We start from the raw sequence: 26,205 nt of genomic DNA on the forward strand, positions 1-26,205 counted from the left end.
AAATAATTTAAAATATTAATCAACACAAGGAACCATTTTACTTAATTTAGTAGCTCTATTGGCCAGATTTTCAATTGCAGCTTTTTTATCAGCTGTCAAATCTGTCCAAGCTTTAACATTCTCAAGTCTTAAACCTCCCCAAGCTAATGCCTCATAAAAAGCATCACTAGGATTTTCTCCATAATAAGCAATATATTTGTTATAATCATCTATAAGAACTGTTTTATGAAATTCTTTTAGGGCTGTTTTCATACTATTTATATATAATGCAGCCATAACTCCATGCTGATTTTCATACATTTTTAAAACTTTTGCAAAATCTGTTGCTTCAGCAAATTCCTTGGTGAATGTCTTACTATGAAGATCCGCATGAATATATTCGTGCAAAATGGTTCTTACGATATCTAAAGCAGAATTCTCATTTGTTTTAGACGTGCTGATTTCTATAAGTATTTCTCTCTTACCTTTTTCTGCTAAAGTATGCCCGTTGATTTCTATAATATTTCCTGTTGCATCTTTTGAAGTAATCTTGTCTACAGAAACGATTTTTATATCAAATTCTGAATTTTTTCCTTCAAAATTAATTAATATTTTTTGCACAAAAGAATCTCCATTTTTAGTAAGTAAATCATTTAAGCATTTTGCTTTCCCTGTTAGCTCATTAAAAATTTGAGGTGCAGCAATTTCTCCATTAATTCCTCCAGAACTAGCTTTAAAATTATAAAGTTCAATTCTTTGATTAAATACATCACTTTTATCCGCTATACCATCGCAAGGATAAGGCATAATACTACTTGTCCTTGTTGTCGTTGTACCAACATAATTGATTGCTATTATTTTATCTCCAACAGTCCAAACATCATAACGAGAAATAGTTTGATCGATAATTACCGTATAATTTCCTCCGCACTGGGGCATTTTATTGGTAGCATCAGATTTGGTTATAAAAGCATTAATACTTTCTGCCAAAACATCTAGATTATTGTTTTCTGAAATATTTCTGGCTCTTCCTTTATATATTGCTACTGATCCTAAATTTTCTCCATTTAAGAGAAATACATTTAATGTCCCTGTAAAACCATTTAGTTTTGTAATAGTTTCTGGATAAACATCACTTTCTTTATTCGTATAGACTTCTATAAAATAGGAATGTAATTTTCCTTCTGACTCAATTGTAACAATTTGATATTTTAAATGATTCTCTAAAAAATCAGATTCGAGTGTACTTACTGCTTTTTCATAAGCTGAAATCTCAGAAATTTTAAAATTACCTTTCTCTGTTTTTTTTACACTTTCCCAATTTACTGCTACATTTTCAGAAATATTTATATTCGAAAATTTGTTGAGTTCTAAATCATTTTTGAAATGTGTGACATTTTGGCTTTCATTATTCGTCTCAGAATTTTCTTCACAAGATACCAAAATCATCAATAGTAATAAATATACAGAATACTTTAAAATTTGGCTCATAGTTATAAATTAATAGATATTTGCCAAATATATATTTAAATCCCAAATAAAAACACAAAAAAGTAGGAAAAATATTAAACATAATTTTCTTTTATAAAAAAAACCTGCCGTTACAGGCAGGTTTTCTATTATTAATGTTTGTCAAAGTTTAAACTTTAACAATATAGTATAGGAGAGTTTACGAAGCAATTTCCATTCGCTTCAATAAGTTTTTACTTAAAGTATGTTTTGCATAATCTTCATCAATTACAAGAACTTTGTCGTCTGAACTTGGCAATTCATACATGGCATCAGTTAAAATTGCTTCACATAATGAACGCAATCCACGAGCACCTAATTTGTATTCAAGAGCTTTGTCAACAATAAAATCTAATGCTTCATCTGTAATTGTAAACTCAACATCATCCATTAAGAATAATTTTTGATATTGTTTTATCAATGCATTTTTCGGTTGAGTCAAAATCGCACGCAAAGTTTCTTTATCTAAAGGATCCATGTGTGTCAATACTGGTAAACGACCAATTATCTCCGGAATCAATCCAAAATCTTTAATATCCTTTGGAATAATATATTGCAATAAATTGTCTTTGTCGATGTTGTCTACATTTTTAGATGTAGAATATCCAACTGCCTGACGATTTAAACGTTTTGAAATAATACGTTCAACTCCATCAAAAGCTCCACCGGCAATAAACAAAATATTCTGCGTATTTACCTCAACAAATTTTTGGTCCGGATGTTTACGTCCTCCTTTTGGTGGCACGTTAACAACAGTTCCTTCTAATAATTTCAATAAAGCTTGTTGAACCCCTTCACCAGAAACGTCACGAGTTATAGATGGATTATCGCTCTTACGGGCAATTTTATCAATTTCATCAATAAATACAATTCCTCTTTCCGCTTTGGCTACATCATAATCAGCAGCTTGTAGCAAACGTGTCAAAATACTTTCAACGTCTTCTCCTACATAACCAGCTTCTGTTAATACGGTTGCATCAACAATAGCCAAAGGAACGTCTAACATTTTGGCAATAGTTTTAGCTACCAATGTTTTTCCGGTTCCGGTTTGCCCTACCATAATGATATTACTTTTTTCAATCTCTACTTCATCGTCTAGTTGCTGTTGCATTAAACGTTTGTAGTGATTGTAAACCGCCACCGACATTACTTTTTTTGTCTGATCCTGACCAATAACATATTGATCCAGGAAAGCTCTGATTTCTTTTGGTTTCTTTAAAATTAAATCACCAACCAATTTCGCGCTTCCGCTTGATTTTAATTCTTCTAATACAATTCCGTGTGCCTGTTCAATACACTTATCACAGATATGTGCATTAATACCTGCAATCAATAAATTAGTTTCTGGCTTTTTTCTTCCACAAAACGAACATTCTAATACTACTTTAGCCATTCTCTTTTAGTTACTAAGCGGCAAAGTTACTAAGTTTTTGAGATTTATTGCTAAAACCTCAAAAACTTAGCAACCTATTAACTTATTTTTTGTTTCAAGTTTTATTTTGTTTCAGGTTTCAGGTTAACCGCAGCAACCTGAAACTTGAAACTTGAAACTTTTTTATTAGCTTCTTCTCAACACTTCATCAATCATTCCGTATTCTTTTGCTTCGTCAGCTTTCATCCAGTAATCACGCTCACTGTCTTTGTGCACTTTATCAAAAGTTTGTCCTGAATGTTGAGAAATGATATGATACAATTCATCTTTCAGTTTCAACATTTCACGTAAGTTGATTTCCATATCAGTTGCAACACCTTGTGCTCCTCCTGATGGCTGGTGAATCATTACTCTTGAATGTGGCAAAGCCGAACGTTTTCCTGCAGCTCCTGCACATAATAATACAGCTCCCATTGAAGCTGCCATTCCTGTACAAATTGTCGCAACATCTGGTTTGATGTATTGCATTGTATCGTAAATTCCTAATCCTGCGTAAACGCTTCCTCCAGGAGAATTTAGATAAATTTGAATATCTTTTGATGCATCAGCACTTTCTAAAAATAATAACTGAGCCTGAACGATATTCGCGATTTGGTCGTCGATACCAGTTCCTAAAAAGATAATTCTGTCCATCATTAATCTTGAAAATACATCTAATTGAGAAACATTCAACTGACGCTCTTCAATAATGTATGGAGTCATGTTAGTTGGGTTCATCGCAGCTACGATTTTATCGTAATACATTGCGTTTACTCCCTGGTGCTTTGTAGCAAATTTTTTGAATTCTTTACCGTAGTTCATATTTAAAGTGTTCTAAGTTTTACGTTATATCTGTATATTCTTCCATCAAAGGTTATACCTCTTTATAAAGGATGTCAATTTGTCTTATTTCTAGCCCAGATAGTAGTGAAAAGCTTTTTGAAATGACAACTATTTTTTGTTGGTAAAAAAAAGCGACCGGAGGAAGCTCTTTTTTTGCCTTACAAAAAAAGGCAGGCATGAAAAAACTTGTAACGGATAGCTGGATTAGCTCCTGAAAAGTAATCAAAAATAAATTAAAACAAAAGAGCGTCAAGAAAAATCTCTTGACGCTCTAATATACTTGTTTTTTCAGAAATTATTCTCCGTAAGACGCAGCAATAAATTCTTCGTAAGTTACTTCTTTAGTTGTTGGATTTGCTTTTTCTTTGAACACTTCCAATAATTTTTCAGCAACAACTTGCTCAGATAATCTTTTTACTTCTTCCTGGTTAGATAAAACTCTGGCTACAATTCCCTGAACTTCTTCGTCAGTTGGGTTTGTTTGACCAAATTGAGCCATTTGTTGTCTGATAGCGTTTGTTGTAAAAGCTTTCAAATCTTCAAATGTAATTTGGATATTACTTTGAGCCATTGCTTTTCCTTCGATTAATTGAAAACGTAAACCTTTTTCAGATCTTGCGTATTCAACTTCAGCTTCTTCTGCAGAAAGTTTTTTCTCTCCAACAGTTTGCAACCATTTTTTAAGGAATTCAGCTGGTAAATCAAATTTTGTGCTTTCGATCAGGAAATCCTGAACGTCTAATAATAATTTTTGGTCAGCTTGCTGTGCGAATTGCGCTTCAGCATCTTCTTTAATTTTAGCTTTTAAATCTTCTAAAGAAGCTACTTTTCCTTCACCAAAAAGTTTATCAAATAAATCCTGGTTTAATTCAGCCAATTCAGCTCCGTTGATTGCTTCGATTGTAAAGTTAACTTCAACATCTAAACCATGAACATCATCATGACCTACTTTTAAGTAATCCATTAATTGGTGATCATCTTCGAATAAACCTTTTGTACTTACCGTTACAACATCACCAACTTTTTTACCAATGAATTTATCACCTGCTTTTTTATTGAATGTAGCTACAGAAATTGTAGTTGTATTGTTGATACCTTTTTCTTCGTTTGAGAAAGTTCCGGTCAAATCAGAATCAGCAGCAACTACTTCTTGAGGAATTGCTTTTCCGAATTGTTTTTGGATACGCTCTACTTGTCCGTCGATTAATTTATCATCAGCAGTAACGATATATTTTACGATATTATTTTTTGCTTCTAAATCAATTTCGAAGTTAGGAACCAAACCAATTTCGTATTCGAAAGTTAGTTCTTCAGCATCCCAATCAAAGTTTTCGTTTTCTTTAGCAAGAGGAGTTCCTAAAAGATTTAATCTTTCAGATTGAATGAAACGCTCTAAAGCCAAATCAACTACTTTCTTAACTTCTTCCTGCTTAATAGCTTTTCCGTATTGTTTTTCAACAAGGTCTTTAGGAACTTGTCCTTTTCTAAAACCTTTAACGGTAGCCAAAGGCATTTTTTCGTTTATTCTTTTTGCTACTTGACCTTTATAATCCATGTGAACAACTGTCATTACAATCGTTTCATTCACAGCGTCTATTGCTACTCTTTTAATATCCATCTTCTTCTTTAATTTACATAATAAAATTGGGTTGCAAAATTATAAAATTTTTGCAACCCAACCAAGTTTTTAATCTATTGTATTTGAAGCGGTTTTTAACCCGCTTATATTTCAATTTATTTATCGTCTCCTAAAATTTCATAAGTAATAGATTGAAGGATAGACAAGATGATACTGAAGAATAAAGCTGTCCAGAATGTATCAACCGCAAAACCTCCTACTATGTTAGTACACAGCAGAATAATAATGGCGTTTATAACCAATAAAAACAATCCTAAAGTAATGAATGTTACCGGCAATGTCAGGATTACCAAAATTGGTTTAATAAAAAGATTTAATAATCCCAGAACCACTGCAACGATTACAGCCGTGGCAAAACTGGCAACATGAACTCCTGGCAGAAAATTGGCAATTAACAAAACCAGCGCTGCGGTAACAAGAAGTCTGAGTAATAATTTCATAGTTTTTCGATTTTAAAGTTTTAATAAAAGTACTAAAATTTTGATCAAATAAATTACTCTTTCAAAAATGTAGTGGTCATCTCAAAAAACATTTTAGGATTTTCGGCATGAAGCCAATGTCCGGCATTTGGAATCGTTTCGAACTTTACCTTTGGAAAATGTTGACGAATGGCATCAAAATCTGAATCTAAAATATAACCGGATTCTCCTCCACGAATAAATAAGGTAGGCTTATCAAAAACCAAACCCTCTGGCAAAGCTTTTCCGATGGCTTCCAGATTATTATTGAAAACTTCCAAATTGAATCTAAAAGCTAATTGTCCGGGCTCCTTCCAGTATAAATTCTTTAACAAAAACTGACGCGTTCCAAAATCAGGAACGTATTGCGCCACAATTGCCTCAACATCATTTCGGCTTGGTTTTACAGAAAAATCAACTGCATTTAAGCCTGCCAAAATATCCTGATGGTGTTGTTTGTAAAATTTCGGACCGATATCTCCCACAATTAATTTATCTACAATTTCGGGATGTGTCGTTGCAAAAAGCATGGCCACTTTTCCTCCCATCGAATGTCCTAAAATATCAATTCTCGTTAATTGATTTGCCTGACAATATTCGGAAACATCCTGCACCATAGCTTCATAACTCCATTCATTTGAATGAAAACTGCGCCCGTGATTTCTTAAATCTAAAATATGAACCTGAAATCCGGCTTCAACATATTGTCCGGCTAGTGTTTTCCAGTTGTCTGACATTCCCAGAAAACCGTGCATGATAATAAATGGCTTTCCTTCCCCTTCTATTTTTGAGTATAACATTATAATTTTATTTTTATTCTATAATTCTCTTTGAAAGCTTCGAAACCTTATTTCAATTTATTCAAATACATATTCACCACATTATCTAATCCAAGATAAAGTGCCTCTGCAATTAAAGCATGTCCAATCGAAACTTCTAATAATCCTGGAATATTTTGTTTAAAAAACTGAATATTATCCAAACTTAAATCATGTCCGGCATTGATTCCTAAATCTAGTTCATTAGCTAATTCTGCGGCTTTCACATAAGGATCAATTCCGTTTTTATTCCCTAAATCATATTGGTGGGCAAAAGCTTCGGTATACAATTCAATTCGGTCAGTTCCAGTTTTTTTTGCACCTTCGATCATTTCCAAAACCGGATCAACAAAAATTGAAGTCCTGATTCCGTTTCGTTGAAATTCCTGAATAACCTCCGCTAAATAATCCTGATTTTTTATAGTGTCCCAACCTGCAGAAGAAGTAATTGCACCAATTGCATCAGGAACTAATGTTACCTGAGTCGGCTTGCATTCTAAAACCAAATCAATAAAATTATGCTGTGGATTTCCTTCAATATTATATTCGGTATAAACGATCGGTTTTAAATCACGGGCATCCTGATAACGTATGTGGCGCTCGTCCGGACGCGGGTGAATGGTAATTCCTTGTCCGCCAAATTTCTGAATATCGGTAGCCACTTTTAATAAATCAGGAACATTTCCACCTCTTGCATTACGTAAGGTTGCAATTTTATTGATATTTACACTTAACTTTGTCATATAAATGGATAATTAATTCTAGTAACACTATATTTGTTACGACAAAAATACAAAGTAAAACGTAGCAGTTTTTGCTATTTTTTGATTATTTTGCATCAAATATCTCCAACTGATTTATGACAGAAATTACCAACTATATCACAAACGATTTTCGAGCAATTGATAGTCAGGAAACGATAGCCACGGTTCAGGACTTTTTTGCCGATGTTAATTTTTCGCATTTTCCGGTTTTGGAAAACAGTATTTTCATTGGAAGTATTGCTTCTGATGATGTTGAAACTTTTGATACTGACAAAAAGGCGATTGACTACAAATACACTTTAGAACGTTTTTTTGCCAGAAAATCAATGATGTGGCTGGATGTTTTAGAAGTTTTTGCGAAAAACCATACCAATACAGTTCCGGTTATTGACGAAAATAATACCTATATAGGTTATTATGAAATGGAAGACATCATGAAATTTTTTCAGGAAACTCCATTTTTAAAAGAACAAGGCGGAATTATAATTGTTCAAAGAGGACTTTTAGATTATTCTATGGGTCAGGTGACTCAAATTGTAGAAAGTAATAATGGTAAAATCCTGGGCTGTTTTGTATCTGAAGCTGATTTAGAAAATGTTCAGATAACAATAAAAATTGGCGTTGGCCCGATGAATGAAATAATTCAGACATTCAGGCGATACAATTATGAAATCATTTCAGAGCATCAGGAAGACGCTTATATCAACAGTTTAAAAGAACGTTCTGATTATTTAGACAAATACCTGAACATATAAATTAGAAAATTAGATAATGTGTCAATTAGATAATTCTTCAACGGCTGACACATTATCTGTTTTTTTTTAATTGACACATTATAATTGACACATTATCTAATTAAAAAGAATGAAAGTAGCCATTTACGGACAGTATTATCAAAACAGTACAGAACCTATCATTAAAGATATTTTTCAGTTTTTCAATTCCAATAATGTAGAAATGGTAATTGAAGAAACTTTCCTAAAAATGCTTTATGAAAAAGAGTTGATTAAAAATGATTATAAAACTTTTTCATCCAGTACCTCGCTTGATAGCAGTTTTGAAATGCTGATTAGTATTGGTGGTGACGGAACTATTTTGAGAGCGGCAACTTTAGTTCGTAATTCAGGTGTTCCAATCTTAGGAATCAACGCCGGAAGATTAGGTTTTTTGGCTACTGTTCAAAAAGAAAAAATTGACAGTTTTTTACAATTTGTAATCGACAAAAAATACACTACCACAGAAAGAACCCTGTTGAGTTTGACTTGTGAGCCACAAAATGATGCTATTGCAGAGTTGAATTTTGCCATGAATGAAGTTACAGTGAGCCGAAAAGATACTACGTCGATGATTACTGTTGAAACTTATCTGAATAATGAATATCTAAATTCGTATTGGGCGGATGGTTTAATCATCTCAACACCAACCGGTTCTACAGGATATTCTTTAAGTTGTGGCGGTCCGATATTAACTCCAAATGTAGCAAGTTTAGTAATTACACCCATTGCGCCACATAACTTAACCGCAAGACCATTGGTAATTCCTGACGATACCGAAATAAAACTTCGTGTTTCAGGAAGAGAAGACCAATATTTAATTTCATTAGACTCACGAATTTCATCTGTAAAGAATGAATCGGTTTTAACTATCAAAAAAACAGATTACAAAATAAAAATGGTTGAAATTCCAGGTGAAACTTTCTTAAAAACCCTGAGAAACAAATTACTTTGGGGAGAAGACAAAAGGAATTAAGCTTTTTTCTAATGCTACACTATACGATAATACCACATTTTCTCGTTCTGCATGTAGTGAATCATCATTAAATGTCTCAAAATCATATCGTAAATTGAAAAAAAAGCACATTTAGCTAAAGGAACGTTGATTCGTATCGATAATTATTATATTTGCACGCAATTTTGAATTAAATGAAGAAAATTTTTAATTTATTGTTATGTTTTTTCCCCTTTATCACACTAAATGCTCAAATCCATGAGATAGGTGTTTTTCTAGGCGGAAGCAACTTTGTAGGCGACGTAGGAAAAACAACTTATATTGCTCCTGAAAAATTAGCTTTTGGCGTTTTGTATAAATGGAATAAAAGCCCACGCCATGCGTATCGCTTCTCCTACACACAATCTACAATTGCTGGAAACGACAAAGATTCAGAAGAGACAGGAAGAAGCAACAGAGGCTATAGTTTTGAAAATACTGTAAAAGAGTTTTCTGCCGGATTAGAATTTAATTTCTTCGATTTTAATCTTCACGATTATCATCCGAAAGTTACTCCTTATATATATTCAGGATTAAGTTACTTTTTATATGACGAATTGTACATCAGCGGAGGGCAAACCAGAAAAGATAAAAATTCAAGTTCAATTGCTATCCCTATGACGTTAGGTATAAAATCAAACATCACTCCTCATTTTGTTATTGGAGCAGAGGTTGGCGCCCGTTATACCTTTACTGATGATTTGGACGGAAGTAATCCGGGCAATGATAATTTAAAATCGTTGCGTTTTGGAAATTTAAATAATAATGATTGGTATGTTTTCTCTGGTATTACTTTAACCTATACCTTTGGACAAAAACCTTGCTATTGCGCAGAATAATAAAATGAACTTACTAGACTCTATAGATCAAACAAATTTACCCAAACATTTGGCCATTATCATGGACGGAAATGGGCGCTGGGCCAAACAACAAGGCTTTTTACGCGCTTTTGGTCATGAAAACGGAACTAAATCGGTAAAAAAAACAATTACTACTTGTGCCAAACTTGGTATTGAGTATTTAACCCTTTATGCATTTTCGACAGAAAACTGGAATCGTCCTAAACTTGAAGTCCAGGCATTAATGAAAATATTGATCAATTCATTAAAAAAAGAACTTGTTACGCTGCAGGAAAACAATATCAGACTCAACGCTATTGGAAATCTTGAAAAGCTGCCAAAGTCAGCTCAAAAAGAACTTCTGGACGTTATTGATAAGACAAAAAATAATACTCGTCTCACTCTAACTCTCGCCTTAAGCTACGGATCTCGGGAAGAATTGGTAAATGCCGTTAGAATCATCAGTGATAAAGTTAAAAATAATATAATTTCATTAGACACTATTGACGATTCAATTATAAATGAGCATCTTTACACGCAAAATTTACCTGACGTAGATTTATTAATACGAACAAGTGGAGAACATAGAATAAGTAATTTTTTGCTATGGCAGATAGCCTATGCAGAATTATATTTTACTAATGTCTTGTGGCCAGACTTTAAAGATCAAGATTTATATGAGGCTATTATTAGTTATCAAAAAAGAGAACGTAGATTTGGAAAAACCAGTGAACAAATTAAATAATTTTTTAGTGTTACAAAAAAGAATACAAATAGTACTTACCCTAATTCTTTTGGGTAGTTTTTCACAAATTAAAGCACAAGAAAGAGTTCCTTTTGATCAGGGAAAAAAATATATTCTTGCTAAAGTTTCTGTTGTTGGTAAAATAAGCTTCAATGAACAAACTGTTGTTACTTTTACTGGCCTTCAAAAAGGACAGGAAATAACCGTACCTGGTGAAGAAATCAGTGGCGCTATTAAAAAATTAGGTAAACTTGGTCTATTCGATGAAATCTCCTTTTATGTAAATAAAATTGAAAACGACAGTATTTATTTAGATCTGAATATTGTCGAACTTCCTAAATTAAATGAAGTTAAATTTGTTGGTATTAAAAAGAGTAAAGTAGAAGGATTAATTAAGGATAATAACCTGACAAAGAATAAAATTGTCAACGAAAACTTAATTACAACGACCAAAAATTACATCGAAAACAAATACAAAAAAGAAGGTTTCTATAACACAAAAGTTACTATAACAAATACTCCGGATAGTACTGCCGGAAATCAGGTTAATATGCTCGTTCGGGTTGATAAGGGTGATAAGGTGAAAATCAGCAGTATTGATTTCATCGGAAACAAACAACTTACTGATACCCAATTGAGATCTGCAATGAAGGACACGAAACAAAAGAATATTTTGCGTGTTTTAAAAGCCTCAAAATTTATTCCTGAAAAATACAAAACCGACTTAGAAAAAGTCATTGCTGCTTATAAGGAAAAAGGATATCGTGATGCCCGTATAATTTATGACTCTGTTATTTATAACAAGGAGAAAAACATGCTGGCTATCAAAATTAATATGGAAGAAGGAAATAAATACTACTTTGGTAATATTAAATTCTTAGGAAATACTGTTTACTCTGACCAGCTTTTAAACCGTTATTTAGGGATTAAAAAAGGTGAAGTATACAACGGAGTTTTATTAGAGAAAAGAATTGCCGATAATACAAAACCAGATGCAGAAGATATTACCAACCTGTATCAAAATAATGGTTATTTATTCTCAAAAATTAACTCTGTAGAGGTAAGAACAGTTAATGATACAATTGATTTTGAGATTAGAGTTACAGAAGGTCCTATTGCATATTTCAATAAAATCTATGTTACAGGAAATGACAAAACAAATGATCATGTTATTTACCGGGAATTAAGAACCAAGCCAGGTGAAAAATACAGTAAAGAACAATTGGTTAGAACTATTCGTGAAATTGGTCAGCTAGGATTCTTTGATCCTGAGGCTATCAAACCTGAATTTAGAAATGTTGATGCAGGAGCAGGAACAGTAGATATCGAATATCAGGTTGTTGAAAAAGGATCTAGTCAGGTTGAACTTCAGGGAGGTTACGGTGGAGGTGGCTTCATTGGAACTTTAGGACTGTCGTTCAATAACTTTTCTGCAAGAAATTTATTTAATAAAGAAGCTTACAAACCGCTACCAATGGGAGATGGTCAAAAAGTAGCACTTCGTTTACAAGGAAGTACTTATTTTCAAACCTATAGTTTATCATTCTCTGAGCCATGGTTTGGAGGTAAAAAACCAGTACAATTCAGTTCATCTATCTCTTATAGTACACAATACCTTAATAATTATATTACAAGAGATGTGGACAAGAGCAAAAGTTTTAATATTTTTACTGTACAAGTAGGATTAGCAAAAAGGTTAACTGTGCCAGATGATTATTTTGTTTTATCACAATCGGTAAGTTACCAACATTACGACCTTAACAATTATAACACAGGTTTATTTACATTTGGTAACGGAGCGTCAAGAAACTTAGCCTATACAATTGGACTTTCAAGAAGTAATAAAGGGGTAAACCCGATATTCCCAACTTATGGTTCTGAGTTTAGTATTTCTGCAAAAGTAACTCCTCCATATTCATTGTTTAATGGTATTAACTATGCTGACTTACCAAATCAGAAAGAATATAAAATGCAATACACCGGAGAGAATACCTCTGGTGCTGATGGACAGCCATTAAACAAAGGTGATTATATGAAGTCCGCTGGCACAAACTCATCAGGTCAAACTTTATATAATAGTGTTGGTTCTGATTATGCAAGTGCTGATACTGATCAGGGTAAAGTGGACCAGAAAAGATACAATTGGTTAGAATATTATAAAATTAAATTTAAAGCAGACTGGTATACTAAAGTATACGGTAAGCTAGTATTAAGAACCTTAACAGAATTTGGTTTCTTAGGAGCTTATGATCAGGCAAGAGGAGTTGTCCCTTTCGAACGCTTTTATTTAGGTGGAGACGGAATGGCAAACTACTCAATGGATGGTAGAGAAACAATCCAGTTGAGAGGTTATCCGAATAACTCTTTAACTCCGGTAAACTCTAGAGGCGAACAAATTGGAGCAACAATTTATAACAAATTCTCTATGGAATTGCGTTATCCAATTACATTAAAATCATCAGCATCTATTTATGCTTTAACGTTCTTAGAAGCGGGTTCATCCTATCCAACATTTAAAGATTACAACCCGTTTGACTTAAGTCGTTCAGCAGGTTTTGGTTTACGTGTATTTATGCCGGCATTTGGATTGTTAGGAATTGATTTAGGATATGGGTTTGATGCTCTTCCTGGATCTGTTACAAATAAAGCAAACGGTTGGGAAACGCACTTTATCATTGGCCAGCAATTTTAGTCCAATTTTTAGTACATTTGGCTAGAAATTCGAAAATAAACTAATGTTATGAGAAAACAATTTTTATTTATATTTTTAGCCCTGATTGTAGCACATACAAGTCAGGCTCAGACAAGAACGACTCGAATTGGCTATATCGACATGGAATACATTTTGGAAAATGTTTCTGATTACAAAGAAGCCACAGCCCAATTAGAGTTAAAAGCTCAAAAATGGAAACAGGAAATAGAAGCCAAAAAATTAGATATAAATACGCTTAAAGAAGGTCTTAAAGCTGAAAAAGCTTTATTGACGAAAGAGCTAATTGATGAAAGAGAAACAGAAATTAAATTTCTGGAAGATGAAATGCTGGATTATCAGCAGAAGCAATTTGGTTCTAACGGAAATTTAATTCATCAAAAAGCGGCATTAGCAAAGCCAATCCAGGATCAGGTTTTTACTGCTGTTCAGGATATTGCCGAAGCTAAAAATTATGATTTTATTTTCGACAAATCATCAGATCTGACAATGCTTTTCAGCAATAAGAAATTTGACATCAGTGATCAGGTTATTCGTGTTTTAAACCGAACTGACAAACGTGAGCAATTGACGAAAAAACAATTGAAAGATCAGGAAGCTAAAGAAAGTAAAGAAAATGCAATTGACGAAAATCCGGCAATGGCAGACAGGCAAAAAGCACTTGACGAGAAAAAGACAGCCAGAGAAAAATTAATTGAAGACAGAAGACTAGAACAGGAAGCCAAGAAAAAAGAATACGACGACAGAAGAAAAGCAATACAAGCAGAAAGAGAAGCCAAAAAAAATGGCACGGTTTCTGAACCTGCAAAAACTACTGAAGCCGCTAAAACAACTGAAACTGGTAAGACAGACGCAACTGCTAAACCAGCTGCAACAAATGAAACAACACCACCAGCTGAGCCAGCTGTAAACAAGGCAGAAGAAAGACAAAAGCTCTACGAGCAGCGTAAAAAAGAATTAGAAGAAAGAAGAAAGAAAATAATAGAAGAAAGAGAAGCGGCTAAAAAAGCAAAAGAAGCCGAAACACAAAAATCAAATACGACCAATAATTAATTAATATTTTTAAAAATGATGAAACAAATCAAAACTTTACTAATTGCTGCCATACTAATTTTAGGAGCAAGTAACACAATGAACGCACAGGCTAAGGTAGCCCATGTTGATGTTAGCGAGATTATGTCGAAAATGCCTGCAATGCTTGATGCTCAAAATCAACTACAAAAATTAAGTGCTACATATGATGCTGAATACAAAAAAATGATTGATGAGTATCAAACTAAAATCAAAAAGTATGAAGCTGAAGCTGCAACTGTAACTGAAGCTGTAAACGGAGAACGTTCTAAAGAAGTTCAGGATATGCAAGGCAGAATTACTTCTTACAGAGATAATGCTCAAAAAGAATTACAACAAAAAGATTCTGACATCGTAAAACCAATCATGGAAAAAGTTAAAGCTTCTATCCAAAAAGTTGGAAAAGCTAAAGGATACCAATACGTATTAGACGGTTCTACTTTAATATTAGCTGATGGTCCAAACATTACTGCTGATGTAAAAAAAGATTTAGGATTCTAAAAAACGAATTTCTTAGTATCAAAACTGCTCAAATTTTCTAAAAAGTTTGGGCAGTTTTTTTGTATATTAATTTATGATTAAAAAACAATAGTATTCTATAATTTCAGTTTACTAAGAGTATAAATCTATTTCAAAAAATACTAAATTTGCAGTATGACGAACAACAATCCTATAGGCGTTTTTGATTCCGGTATTGGAGGAACTTCCATTTGGAGCGCCATTCACGATCTACTTCCAAACGAAAAAACCATCTATTTGGCTGATAGCAAAAATGCTCCTTATGGCCAAAGAACCAAAGAAGAGATTGTTGCCTTAAGCAAAAAAAATGTTGATTTATTACTCGAAATGGGCTGCAAATTAATTGTTATAGCTTGTAATACCGCTACAACAAATGCAATTCGAGAACTTCGCGCAACCTATGACATTCCGTTTATAGGAATCGAACCCGCTATAAAGCCGGCTGCTAATAATTCTAAAACACAAGTAATTGGAATTTTAGCTACTAAAGGAACACTAAATAGTGAATTATTCAATAAAACTGCCGAAATGTTTCAGCACACTACTATAATTGAACAGGTAGGTCATGGCCTTGTTCAGCTTATTGAAGATGGAAACCTGAACTCACCGGAAATGACTCAGTTATTAGAATCTTATTTACAGCCTATGATTGATGCCAACATTGATTATCTGGTTCTGGGATGTAGTCATTACCCCTATTTGATTCCGCAAATCAAAAAAATACTTCCCGATCATATTCAGATTATTGATTCGGGAGAAGCAGTAGCTCGTCAGACACAAAATATTCTGCGTGAAAAAGTTGGTTTGTCTGACAATCAAAAAAACGAGCCTGAATTTTATGTCAATTCAAATCCCGCAGTTTTAGAGTCTATATTAAATTATAAATATCCGGTAATACAAAAGGATTTTTAACTTCACTATTCTATTTTTCGTTTGACGAACCAAATGCCGTCCAACGATAAATTAAGGGAGATTTTATGGTAATTTTCTTTTATCAGATTGTCTGAAATTCTTCCCTTTTGCCCATAGGAATACGAAATATTTAAAGCAGAAAAAGTATTTTCTATTGGTAGTGAAAGTCCAATAGAGATAGCTGTGTTATTTACACGTTTGCCATCAACTTCAAGATAACCGGTGTCAAAATTCGCTCCGGCCGCATATTGAACGCTATCCCAATATTTCCGAATATTTTTTTTAGCCCTGTACGTAAATCCCAACGCAAATCGATCCTGATTCACAAAATCTCCATACAATTCAGATTGATTAGAATCATTCCATAAACTTTTTTCATAATCTAAAGTCAGGTTTAAATTATTTTTAAAACGTTTGCTAATCCCCACTCCAATTTCCAAAGGCATATAATAATCATCTGTATCTGAAACAACATCTGATTCTATGCTAGTCACAACCTCATCAGCAATAGTTTGAACCGTCTGGACTTTAGAAGCTTTTATTTGAGTTGGCATTTTAAACGTTGAACCAATTGTTAAAGTGGAATCAATTTTATATTGCGCTCCCAAAGTCGCACGCAAACCATTATAGTCTGTTTTTTTATGAATAGTGGTAACTGAATTTAGTATTAAAAAACTTCGATCATCAACTGTATTTCCAAACAATAGAGCAGCTGAAACTCCGACTGATACTTTCTTTCCAAATCGATATCCGTATGAGAAATCAAAATTATTTAATCCCCCAGAACCAGTGGCAGTCATATAATAATATTCCTGGCTATTTTCAATCGGTAATTTTAAATTAGAGATTTTAAATGTTGCACTCGAATAAGGCCTCAAAGCCACACTAAATCCCGAATTCTTTGTAACCGGAAAAGCAAAAGCAATATGTGAAAATTGAAAATTGTTACGATTCTCCGCTCTCGAACCACTCTGATAAGTTGTTGCGATAGCTTTTCCACCAATGTCAAACATAAAATGATTTTGAGGTAAATAACCTAATGACGATGGATTCAGATTATTAATAAATGTGGCGGAAGGCAAGGCGATTCCCGACGATCCAATAGATGGAATAGTACCAAAATCAGAATCGTACAAACTTCCTACACCATATAGCGAATAAGGAGAACTTGAAATACTTTGTGAAAATGAAGTTAGCGACATCAATATGAAGTAACTTAAATAAACTATTTTATTTTTCATTTAATAAGAGATGTAATAAATTTTCAGCTGAATTTTATTTTTTAGATGTTTTTGATCTCCGAGAACAATTCTGTTTACCGCTTTAGAAATAACCGGTAACGTCAGAATCAGAGAGGATCTGGAATCAGACTGTTTCCACATCTCTTTTTGTAGAAACCATCCAATAGGAATCGTGTACCCTACATTCTCATTAAACTCGTCTGTTTTTTTATTTAAAATGCCGTAGACAGATGCTCCAGCAGAATTTACCAAAGAACCACTCATTCTATTTAAATTGTCTGCCACATAAATTTTTAGAGAATCTGCTAGTGGATATTGTTCCGAATACGAATTATTAACCGGTTTTAAAAGCAATTGTGCGTCAACAATGGCACCTTTCTCAGATATATATTTGAGTTGCTTGATATTTGGAAAATCAATTCTGCAGGCTACTCCCGTACCAGATTGAATAAAACCCTGTCGATTTGTGAGTGAACTTGACAATTTACTACTCGAATTGGGTAAATTCTGGAGTAAGGTTCCTGTTTTATCTGAAGAAATAGAATTAAATTGTTTTGTCACATCTGAGATTGTAAACTCGACTTCGTAAGACTCTTCATCGATATCTTTTGGAGATTTTGAATAATACAATCGTATAACACTTGTTGAAGCATTAAAACCAATAACGCTCGAAGAATTAGAAGTTGAAGGAACTACTACAAATCCCTTTAAATATTCAGTAAAACTATCAAAGTCCGTCACTTCCCTTTTTTTCATTTTCTGGAAAAGTTCAGATCCAAAAGTGTCATTCATTTTAATTGTGATAGAATCCTTTTCGATTGGCCTTGGCTTATATGAAATTGATCCAATACTTTCATCATTATAAGTCAAAGTAGAATTATTATAAAAACTTTTATCATCAACATTAGGCTTAACTTTCTGAGTTAGACGATGAATATCAAAAGTTTGCACTTTTGTCGTATCGCCATAATAATAATTATCATATTTCAGTGTCATTACTATAGAATCAAAAACGTAGTTTACTGTTTCTGTATCTGAACCACCAGTATTCAAACTATAAGTATTAGACGCGACCTGGAAATAACTATTTGATTTTACTTTTCCAAAAATAGGATCGTCATAATTCCCAATTAAAATTCGCTGTTGATTAGAAGTAACAAGAGAATCAAAATTTATAGTTGACATATCCACTGTTACAGTATCAATCAAAACAACTTTATTATTTAAAGCTAAATAATCTGATCCTACAACAAATTCACCGGCATCTGTATCTGTACCGCATGAAAGTATAGTGACAGCCAAAAACAACATCAATATAAACTTGTACATAATTAATTTTTGAACAAATATAAAATGCGCTCTTCTGCAATACACTATAACATATACAGCCTAGCATTTTTACACTATAAATAGCATTAAAACATCTACAATAGCATTATAGTACCAAATTGTTCATTCAGCCATCAAAAGGGCTCTTTTGTCTATCAAAACGTGCCATACATATATCTTCTTTTTTTTAAAAACATTAGGAACATACTTTTGAACCAATAAATAAACAATGAAAATACTGTTTTTGATATGTTCGCTTTTTACAATTTCATTTTATAGTATGAAAGCACAGGAAAAATTATCTGTAGATATGAACTTAAAAACGGAGCCTACTGATAAAATTAATTTTAACGAGACCAATGTTAGTTTTAAAATCAATAAAAAAATAAACGCCAAAAGTAAAGTAACAAATACATTAGAATATTCTCACTTGAATGTCAATTATGAACTAGGAAGTTCAGGATTATTTGAAAATCCGGATCGTTTTAATCAATTACAAAACCAATTTGAAGTTTCACAAAATGTTTCAAAAAAAACAGACTTGAATTTTACTATTACGCCGACCGTCAATTTTCAACAAAATGTAGGCATTTCTGATGTAACAATTTTAGGAAGTTTCGAAGTGCATCAAAAATTAGGTTCTAAAACAGATTTAAATTTTGGTGCTGCCAGAACAACGGTTTTTGGATATCCTAAATTCATACCTGTTTTGTCTTTAAACTATAAACTGAATGACAGAAGTAGTTTGCTGATTGGGTTTCCGGATTCTAAAATATCATATTCAAATAATGGCCGGAACAAGTTCAACCTCACTAACCGTTTTAATGGAAATTTTTACAATTTAGATTCACAAATCAATCTAAATAAAGAGGCGACAAAAGTGAGTTTATCACAAATGACCAGTGCCTTTGAGTATGAAAGAAATGTTGATGGTAAATGGTTCTTAAATTTTAAAGCTGGCTATGATTTTAATAAAAAATATACGCTGATTGATCGTGATAATCACGAAGTATATGATTTTAATATTGGCAACGGATATGTTTTAGGCATTGGCATCAAATACAAACAATAAATAAATTTAATACACTATGAATAATTTAAAAAAAGGAATATTATTCGCGGCACTGTTTTCGAGTCTCTTTTTTATAGGCTGTAGCAACGATGATGACGATGATGATTTAATAGGAAACTGGATCAAAAAATCAGCATTTGACGGACCTGCGAGATCTAGTGCTACTAGTTTTGTTATTGGAGATTACGCGTATATTGCAACAGGCTATACCGGAGATGTTTATTTGAAAGATTTATGGGCTTACAATTCTAATGGAGATTATTGGGAACAAAAAGCTGATTTTACTGGTGTGGGAAGAAGCTCTGCTTCAAGTTTTGCATTAAATGAAAAAGGATATGTTGGACTTGGTTATGATGGAACTAACAAACTAAAAGATTTTTACCAGTACGATCCGGCAAGCAACAGCTGGACTCAAAAAACGGATTTTGCAGGAACTGGCCGTTATGGCGCATTAGGTTTTCAGGTTGGCGGAAAAGCTTACTTTGGAACCGGATATGATGGAAACTATCTTAAAGATTTTTATCAATATAATGATCAGGCCAATACCTGGACACTTGTAAACGGTTTTAGCGGAAATAAAAGACGAAATGCTACCGTTTTTGTAATTGGTGACAAAGCTTATTTAGGAACTGGAATTAACAACGGAACTTATCAGGAAGATTTTTGGGAATTTGATCCTTCTACAGAAGTTTGGACAAGAAAAAGGGACATCGATAAAGACGAGGATGATGATGAATCATTCAATGATGATTATGCCCTTGTTCGTGCGAATGCTTCAAGTTTTGCCATGAATGGATTAGGATATCTTGTGGGTGGAGAAAGTATTAAAACAGTTTGGGAGTATAATCCATCTACAGATTTATGGGTTGAAAGAACACCAATGGAAGGTTCTACCCGAACAGATGCTGTTGGTTTTGCAATAAATAATCGAGGCTTTTATATGCTTGGAAGAATAGGTTCAACTTATTTTGATGATGCCTGGGAGTTTAAGCCTTTAGAAGAACAAAATGATGATGATAATTAATACAAAAAAGCAATTCTTCCGGAATAAAACCCAGAAGAATTTGCTCTTTCTTTTACTTACTTTATTACTGACGTCTTGTACTGAAAAGAGCGCATTCAAAATCGAATCATTCAAAACCACAACCGGCTGGGGTTATACAATTGCCTCCAAGAATAGAATTTTAATCAAACAATCAATTATACCTGTAATAAACGAAACAAAAAGCTTTAGAACAGAAAAAGATGCCTTAAAAATAGGCAATCTGGTAATCGACAAACTCAATAAAGACTTATCACCGACGGTAACAAAAAATGATTTAATTTTATTAAAAATAAAATTCTAAATGAATATAAATACCATCAAAAATACCAGCTCAAACAAAATTTTGTTCCATAGTATTATATGGGCTTTCTTTATTTTGACCTCATTAATTCAATTTTATGAAAGTCCGTTTAGAATCAACAATGATTTTTATGTACAATGGTTTACCGGAATTGTTTTGTTTTATCTGAACTATTTTTATTTGGTACCTGCCTTGCTTTTAGAAAAAAAATACTGGCTTTATTTTGCTTTTGTTTTAGCGCTCATTCTTCTTTTTATGATAATCAGGATTAATTATTTCATTCCTGAATTCAATCATGTGAGACCACCAAATATGTTGCCTCCCAAAATAATGCCCGAAGGTCCAACTGATTTTATGAGAGGAGAAAGACGCATCATAATGGCAAGAAGACAGCCTTTGTTTTTTAAAATTGGCCCTTCGTTATTTTACATTTTAATTTTAACTATAAGTGCTATAATTAGAACACTAACAGAATTTTACAACAATCAACAAAATAAATTAATTGCCGAAACACATCGAACAAATACTGAATTAATTTATCTGCGTAAGCAAACAAATCCGCATTTTTTATTTAATTCTTTAAACAGTATTTATTCGTTGGCACACAAAAAATCTGATTTGGTCCCTGACGCCATCGTAACATTGTCTGAATTAATGCGCTATATGCTTTATGAAACGGATAATAAAACGGTGGCTTTAGAAAAAGAAATTAATTATATCCAGAATTATATTGAGCTACAAAAACTAAGGCTCAACGATATTGAAGACATTGTTATAAACGTTCATGGTGATACCAGAAATAAATTTATAGAACCTTTGTTACTGATTTCGTTTGTTGAAAATGCATTCAAATACGGAACCGATTATAAAGGTGCGGCCCACGTAAAAATTAAAATTTTTATACATGAAAACAGTCTTGATTTTTGGATAGAAAATACTATTGAAGATTATACAAAAGATCCTGAAAATTCAGGAATCGGGTTGGCTAATATAAAAAATCGTCTGGATTTGCTTTATCCAAACGCACATGAATTAGATATAACACAGGACAATCAGTATTACCGTGTGCATTTAAATTTAAAATTAGATGAAATTCAAACACCAATAAATTGATTGCAAGCAACTGTAATTTATGAAAACTTTAAAACTTAATCTACTGGTTTAAAACTACTTTTGAAGGCCAAAACAAATTTAATAACCTAATACTGAAACAGATGAAATGTGTAATTATAGATGATGAACCTTTAGCGGTTGAATTATTAGAAGATTTTGTCCGAAAAGTAGATTCGCTGGAATTGGTTAGCACTTTTAATAATGCCATCGATGCCGTTTCATTTATTAATCAGACGAATGTAGATTTGATTTTTTTGGATATTCAGATGCCTCATTTTTCTGGAATTGAATTTTTAAATACCATAGAAAAAAAGCCTTTAATCATTTTTACAACAGCCTATTCTGATTATGCTGTTGAAGGATTTAATCTTGGTGCTGTTGATTATTTGGTAAAACCAATTCCGTTTCATCGTTTTTTAAAATCGGTAGTACGTGCGCAGCAAATTTTCAATCCTGCAGCAACGGTTCAGGCTATTTCTGAAAACACTACTGCTCCCGAATTAGAACAGGATTTTATGTTTGTCAGAGCCGAATATGAGAATGTAAAAATGAATTTTGCCGATATTTTATTTATTGAAGGTCTAAAAGATTATGTAAAAATCTATACCACAGACAATAAATTTACCCTGACTTTAATCAGTTTAATAAAACTTGAGAATTTACTTTCCAGCAAAGGCTTTTCGAGAATTCACAGGTCGTATATCATCAATATAAAACATGTAAAATCGATTCAGAAAAATAAGGTTTTAATTAGTGATAAACGAATTCCGATTAGTGAAAGTTATAAGAGTACCTTTTTCGAAAAGATCAATTTATAATTTTTTAAAATTCCAAAAAAATAAAATTCCAAATTCCAGGAATGTCTGACAACGATTGGAATTTGGAATTTCTATTTTGATATTTTTATTTTAGAATTTATTCTTCGTTTTTAAACCAACCCGAATACATTACATAGTTGTTTGAAATACGTTCGATTTCACCTGCAAAATCAGATTGGTCAATGTCTTTTACTTTTTTGGCAGGAACACCTGCATAAATACTTCCTGAAGTTACAATTGTATTTTGTGTAACAACTGCTCCAGCGGCCACAATAGCATTGCTTTCAACTACACAATTATCCATTACAATCGCGCCCATTCCTATTAAAACATTGTCATGAATAGTACACCCATGCACAATTGCATTATGGCCAATTGAAACATTGTTTCCTATAATAGTTGGATGTTTTTGATACGTACAATGAATGATTGCTCCATCCTGGATATTAACTTTATTCCCAATTTTAATGAAGTGAACATCGCCACGAATTACAGCATTAAACCAAACACTGCAAGATTCGCCAAATGTAACATCGCCAACAATAGTAGCATTTTCAGCAACATAACAATCCTCTGGAATTGAAGGTGATTTTCCGTTTACAGACTTAATTAGCATAAAAAATTAATTAATAGCCGGACAATTACAATCGTAACGTTCCTTTTTACAAAATAAATTGATTCCTAAAGTAATTTGATGATACCCGCCGGTATCAAACTTTACATCTCCCATCACTTGAGAGTACGTGTACGCAAACATAAAGTTTTTAAAATTTACACCTATAATTGGTGTAAAATATTGCAATTTTTGAGATGAAACACCACTTCCCGAAAGATATTGTGCGCCATCAAAACTTCTTCTATATGATAATGCCGCCCATAAGCTTCCAAAATCCATATTTTTGTACGCTTTCATGTTTAAATCGATCGATTTTTCTTTCGTCTGATCAAACATTTGAAACAATATTGAAGGTTCCCAGGTGATATTTTCACTTTTACCAAAAACATATCCCGCGCTCAAAAGATACTTTCTAACATTATCACTTTCATAATCCGTATACAATTCTCTTCTGGTTTCGATCAGTCCCTGAACTGTAGCGTGAGCATAAAAATTTAAGTAATTATAAGACGCTCCAACATCAACATTAAAATAAGAATCTTTTTGAATCTGTCCGGAAACAATTGGGTCAAATGTTGTTCCAAACGTTGTTTCGTCTAATTGATTTTGAATTACTCCTCCACTAATACCAAAAGATAATTGATTCAAATCGATCTCATCTCTCGAAAACATAATATGATGTGCATAAGTAAGCTTTACGCCTTTTTGAGAATGATAACCGTTCTTATCATTAAAAACAATAATTCCGGCCCCGGATCTCTCGCCTATTCGACCGTTAAAACTTAACGTTTGAAGTTCCGGTGCATCATCCTGACCAAACCATTGTTTTCTGGCTGTTAATCTTATTTTCGCACAATTTGCCGCTCCAGCCATAGAAGGATGAATCAAGTAATAGTTATCAGATAAATAATCTGAATAAACTGGAATTCCTTCTTGTGAATAAGAATAAACCGAAGTGATTAAAAATATGAATAAAACCCTGATTCTAAATTCCATAAAGGCAAAATTGTTTAAATATATTTTAGACTCTCCTAATTTAATACGATTTATTTGAAAAGAGTCTTAATTATTTTATTAAAAAACCAAATATAGCTATTAGTAGAAAATAACTTTAGTAAATTTGTGAAAAATTACAAATCATGACAAAAATCACCATAAAGGAAACTCAAAATCCGACTATATTAAAATTTGAATTTGAAGATTTCATTACTCAAAATCAAAATTTTGAATTTAAGAATATTGATGAGGCACAAGAATCGCCATTAGCACAACAATTATTTTATCTTCCGTTTGTAAAAACAGTTTACATTTCAGGAAATTTCATCGCTATCGAAAGATACAGTATTGTAGAATGGGAAGACGTACAAGATGCTGTTGCAGAACAAATTGCAGCATTTGTAGACAAAGGTGGGGTTATTATTAAAATCAACGAAAACAAAGCCAAAAAACAACCCATTACGGTTTACGGAGAAACAACTCCAAATCCGGCGGCACTAAAATTTGTGGTTAGCAGAATGTTAACCAGAAATCCGGTAGAATACAAAAATATTGACCAAACTGCTTCTTCTCCATTAGCAAAAGAATTATTCAAATTCCCTTATGTAAAAGAAGTTTTTATTGATGAAAATTATATTTCGGTTACTAAATACGATATTAACGACTGGGATGAAATCACATTGGAAGTTAGAACATTTATCAAACAATTTATCGAAAACGGAGGAACTGTTTTAGATGAAAGTTTAATTGAAGTTGCTACAAAAAATGATGTTACTAAAGATGAAGCTTTTGATAAATTGGATGTAACTTCACAACAAATCATCAACATCCTGGAAGAATACGTAAAACCAGCCGTTGCTGCCGATGGAGGAAATATTGCATTCGATTCGTATAATGAAAATGACAAAACAGTGAAAGTTATTTTGCAAGGTGCTTGTAGCGGATGTCCATCTTCTACTTTTACTCTAAAAAGTGGAATCGAAAACATGTTGAAAAGCATGTTAAATGATGAGGCTATTAAAGTCGAAGCTGTAAATGCATAAAAAATAACATTAGAAAATACAGAAAGCGTTCGCCATTGGTGGACGCTTTTTTTATTACCTCGTATCTCTTAACTTTCAATAAATTATTTTAACATTCATGCTGTAATCCTGTAAAAAAGTCTAATATTGTATTATTAACTAATCAATTATAAAACTATGGGATTATCTTCATTTTTCAAGAATTTATTCGGCTCAGCCAAAGAATCCACGACAGACTTGGCCAATCAGGCTGAAACTACTTTTGAGCAAGCCAAGGAAGCTGCTACACCTTATATTGAAAAAGCAGAGACTTTTGCAGAAGAGACTATCGCTAAAGCCAAAGAAGCTTCAGAACCATTACTTGACAGTGCAGTTGAATATGCAGGTCAGGCGAAGGATATTGTTAGTGAGTATGTTGAAAAAGCAACCGATTCTATAAGTGATGTAATTGATTCTGTAAAAGAAAAAACAAACGAATTAACCAGCGACACTAAAACAGTTGCCTCAGAAACTGTGGTTGATGCAAGTGAAACAGCAGCAACTATCGAAGAAAAACCTACTGACGAAATTGCTGATAAGGAATAGATACTTATTTTTCTTATAGAAGAAATATCTTTATATTTGCACTACTAATACACCTTCTCGTTTTGAGAAGGTTTTTTTATTCA

Annotated in this window: 26 protein-coding genes; 15 read left to right on the top strand and 11 right to left on the bottom strand. The window is 32.8% G+C overall.

Going from position 1 to position 26,205, the window contains the following annotated elements; all coding sequences use genetic code 11:
* Positions 1 to 15: 15 nt before the first annotated feature.
* From ASC72_RS05730 to ASC72_RS05760, 7 genes are all read right to left on the bottom strand, one after another.
* Entirely contained in the window at positions 16 to 1,470 is a 1,455-nt protein-coding gene (locus ASC72_RS05730) for a hypothetical protein (protein ID WP_131725783.1), read from the bottom strand.
* Positions 1,471 to 1,648: 178 nt separating this feature from the next.
* The gene (clpX, locus tag ASC72_RS05735; RefSeq protein WP_056188183.1) at positions 1,649 to 2,881 is read right to left on the bottom strand and encodes an ATP-dependent Clp protease ATP-binding subunit ClpX; all 1,233 of its coding nucleotides are present in this window, start codon (positions 2,879 to 2,881) and stop codon (positions 1,649 to 1,651) included.
* 165 nt (positions 2,882 to 3,046) lie between these two features.
* Positions 3,047 to 3,721 (bottom strand): ATP-dependent Clp endopeptidase proteolytic subunit ClpP, encoded by a 675-nt coding sequence (gene clpP / locus ASC72_RS05740; protein ID WP_026985566.1) that lies wholly within the window; start codon positions 3,719 to 3,721, stop codon positions 3,047 to 3,049.
* Positions 3,722 to 4,037: 316 nt separating this feature from the next.
* Positions 4,038 to 5,360 (bottom strand): trigger factor, encoded by a 1,323-nt coding sequence (locus ASC72_RS05745; RefSeq protein WP_056188186.1) that lies wholly within the window; start codon positions 5,358 to 5,360, stop codon positions 4,038 to 4,040.
* Positions 5,361 to 5,476: 116 nt separating this feature from the next.
* A complete protein-coding gene (locus ASC72_RS05750; protein WP_056188189.1) occupies positions 5,477 to 5,821 on the bottom strand; it encodes a phage holin family protein in 345 nt (114 codons plus the stop codon).
* 53 nt (positions 5,822 to 5,874) lie between these two features.
* A complete protein-coding gene (locus ASC72_RS05755; RefSeq protein ID WP_056188192.1) occupies positions 5,875 to 6,639 on the bottom strand; it encodes an alpha/beta fold hydrolase in 765 nt (254 codons plus the stop codon).
* Positions 6,640 to 6,686: 47 nt separating this feature from the next.
* On the bottom strand, positions 6,687 to 7,400 hold the full coding sequence (locus ASC72_RS05760; RefSeq protein WP_056188196.1) for a pyridoxine 5'-phosphate synthase: 714 nt from the start codon (positions 7,398 to 7,400) through the stop codon (positions 6,687 to 6,689).
* Between the two features lie 116 nt (positions 7,401 to 7,516).
* On the opposite strand from ASC72_RS05760, the gene ASC72_RS05765 reads away from it, so the two are divergent.
* From ASC72_RS05765 to murI, 8 genes are all read left to right on the top strand, one after another.
* On the top strand, positions 7,517 to 8,176 hold the full coding sequence (locus ASC72_RS05765) for a CBS domain-containing protein (protein ID WP_056188199.1): 660 nt from the start codon (positions 7,517 to 7,519) through the stop codon (positions 8,174 to 8,176).
* A 109-nt stretch (positions 8,177 to 8,285) separates the two neighbouring features.
* Complete coding sequence (locus ASC72_RS05770) at positions 8,286 to 9,170, top strand: NAD kinase (protein WP_056188204.1); 885 nt, start codon at positions 8,286 to 8,288, stop codon at positions 9,168 to 9,170.
* Between the two features lie 173 nt (positions 9,171 to 9,343).
* A complete protein-coding gene (locus ASC72_RS05775; RefSeq protein WP_056188207.1) occupies positions 9,344 to 10,027 on the top strand; it encodes a DUF6089 family protein in 684 nt (227 codons plus the stop codon).
* A gap of 4 nt (positions 10,028 to 10,031) precedes the next feature.
* Positions 10,032 to 10,772, top strand: coding sequence for an isoprenyl transferase (locus tag ASC72_RS05780; RefSeq protein ID WP_056188362.1), 741 nt, complete (start codon positions 10,032 to 10,034; stop codon positions 10,770 to 10,772).
* On the top strand, positions 10,705 to 13,464 hold the full coding sequence (locus ASC72_RS05785; RefSeq protein ID WP_056188211.1) for an outer membrane protein assembly factor: 2,760 nt from the start codon (positions 10,705 to 10,707) through the stop codon (positions 13,462 to 13,464). The genes ASC72_RS05780 and ASC72_RS05785 overlap by 68 nt, the downstream gene beginning before the upstream one ends.
* A gap of 48 nt (positions 13,465 to 13,512) precedes the next feature.
* Complete coding sequence (locus ASC72_RS05790; RefSeq protein ID WP_056188214.1) at positions 13,513 to 14,535, top strand: OmpH family outer membrane protein; 1,023 nt, start codon at positions 13,513 to 13,515, stop codon at positions 14,533 to 14,535.
* A gap of 15 nt (positions 14,536 to 14,550) precedes the next feature.
* The gene (locus tag ASC72_RS05795) at positions 14,551 to 15,054 is read left to right on the top strand and encodes an OmpH family outer membrane protein (protein ID WP_198528484.1); all 504 of its coding nucleotides are present in this window, start codon (positions 14,551 to 14,553) and stop codon (positions 15,052 to 15,054) included.
* A 153-nt stretch (positions 15,055 to 15,207) separates the two neighbouring features.
* The gene (murI, locus tag ASC72_RS05800; RefSeq protein ID WP_056188216.1) at positions 15,208 to 15,984 is read left to right on the top strand and encodes a glutamate racemase; all 777 of its coding nucleotides are present in this window, start codon (positions 15,208 to 15,210) and stop codon (positions 15,982 to 15,984) included.
* 5 nt (positions 15,985 to 15,989) lie between these two features.
* On the opposite strand, the gene ASC72_RS05805 is transcribed toward murI, so the two are convergent.
* Together ASC72_RS05805 and ASC72_RS05810 are read right to left on the bottom strand one after the other, a co-directional pair.
* A complete protein-coding gene (locus ASC72_RS05805; protein WP_056188219.1) occupies positions 15,990 to 17,225 on the bottom strand; it encodes a hypothetical protein in 1,236 nt (411 codons plus the stop codon).
* Positions 17,226 to 18,554 (bottom strand): DUF4270 family protein, encoded by a 1,329-nt coding sequence (locus ASC72_RS05810; protein WP_056188221.1) that lies wholly within the window; start codon positions 18,552 to 18,554, stop codon positions 17,226 to 17,228.
* A gap of 229 nt (positions 18,555 to 18,783) precedes the next feature.
* Between ASC72_RS05810 and ASC72_RS05815 the strand changes: the two genes are divergently transcribed.
* The 5 genes from ASC72_RS05815 to ASC72_RS05835 all read left to right on the top strand — a co-directional run bounded on the left by ASC72_RS05815 (position 18,784) and on the right by ASC72_RS05835 (position 22,903).
* Positions 18,784 to 19,626 (top strand): DUF6268 family outer membrane beta-barrel protein, encoded by an 843-nt coding sequence (locus ASC72_RS05815; protein ID WP_056188224.1) that lies wholly within the window; start codon positions 18,784 to 18,786, stop codon positions 19,624 to 19,626.
* 16 nt (positions 19,627 to 19,642) lie between these two features.
* Entirely contained in the window at positions 19,643 to 20,650 is a 1,008-nt protein-coding gene (locus tag ASC72_RS05820; RefSeq protein ID WP_056188227.1) for a kelch repeat-containing protein, read from the top strand.
* Between the two features lie 40 nt (positions 20,651 to 20,690).
* Positions 20,691 to 20,972, top strand: coding sequence for a DUF4907 domain-containing protein (locus ASC72_RS05825; RefSeq protein WP_241775646.1), 282 nt, complete (start codon positions 20,691 to 20,693; stop codon positions 20,970 to 20,972).
* Positions 20,973 to 22,085 (top strand): sensor histidine kinase, encoded by a 1,113-nt coding sequence (locus tag ASC72_RS05830; RefSeq protein ID WP_056188229.1) that lies wholly within the window; start codon positions 20,973 to 20,975, stop codon positions 22,083 to 22,085.
* A 101-nt stretch (positions 22,086 to 22,186) separates the two neighbouring features.
* Positions 22,187 to 22,903, top strand: a complete 717-nt coding sequence (locus tag ASC72_RS05835) for a LytTR family DNA-binding domain-containing protein (protein WP_056188232.1) — start codon at positions 22,187 to 22,189, stop codon at positions 22,901 to 22,903.
* A 97-nt stretch (positions 22,904 to 23,000) separates the two neighbouring features.
* On the opposite strand, the gene ASC72_RS05840 is transcribed toward ASC72_RS05835, so the two are convergent.
* Positions 23,001 to 23,519 carry a gamma carbonic anhydrase family protein gene (locus ASC72_RS05840; RefSeq protein ID WP_056188236.1) on the bottom strand — a complete coding sequence of 173 codons (519 nt, stop codon included), beginning with the start codon at positions 23,517 to 23,519 and terminating at the stop codon, positions 23,001 to 23,003.
* Positions 23,520 to 23,525: 6 nt separating this feature from the next.
* The gene (locus ASC72_RS05845; protein WP_056188238.1) at positions 23,526 to 24,515 is read right to left on the bottom strand and encodes a type IX secretion system membrane protein PorP/SprF; all 990 of its coding nucleotides are present in this window, start codon (positions 24,513 to 24,515) and stop codon (positions 23,526 to 23,528) included.
* Between the two features lie 143 nt (positions 24,516 to 24,658).
* On the opposite strand from ASC72_RS05845, the gene ASC72_RS05850 reads away from it, so the two are divergent.
* Both ASC72_RS05850 and ASC72_RS05855 read left to right on the top strand, forming a co-directional pair.
* Positions 24,659 to 25,558 carry a NifU family protein gene (locus ASC72_RS05850; RefSeq protein WP_056188241.1) on the top strand — a complete coding sequence of 300 codons (900 nt, stop codon included), beginning with the start codon at positions 24,659 to 24,661 and terminating at the stop codon, positions 25,556 to 25,558.
* A gap of 156 nt (positions 25,559 to 25,714) precedes the next feature.
* A complete protein-coding gene (locus ASC72_RS05855; protein WP_056188242.1) occupies positions 25,715 to 26,122 on the top strand; it encodes a hypothetical protein in 408 nt (135 codons plus the stop codon).
* Positions 26,123 to 26,205: the final 83 nt, after the last annotated feature.

Source organism: Flavobacterium sp. Root420, from assembly GCF_001427905.1.
Classification (GTDB): domain Bacteria; phylum Bacteroidota; class Bacteroidia; order Flavobacteriales; family Flavobacteriaceae; genus Flavobacterium.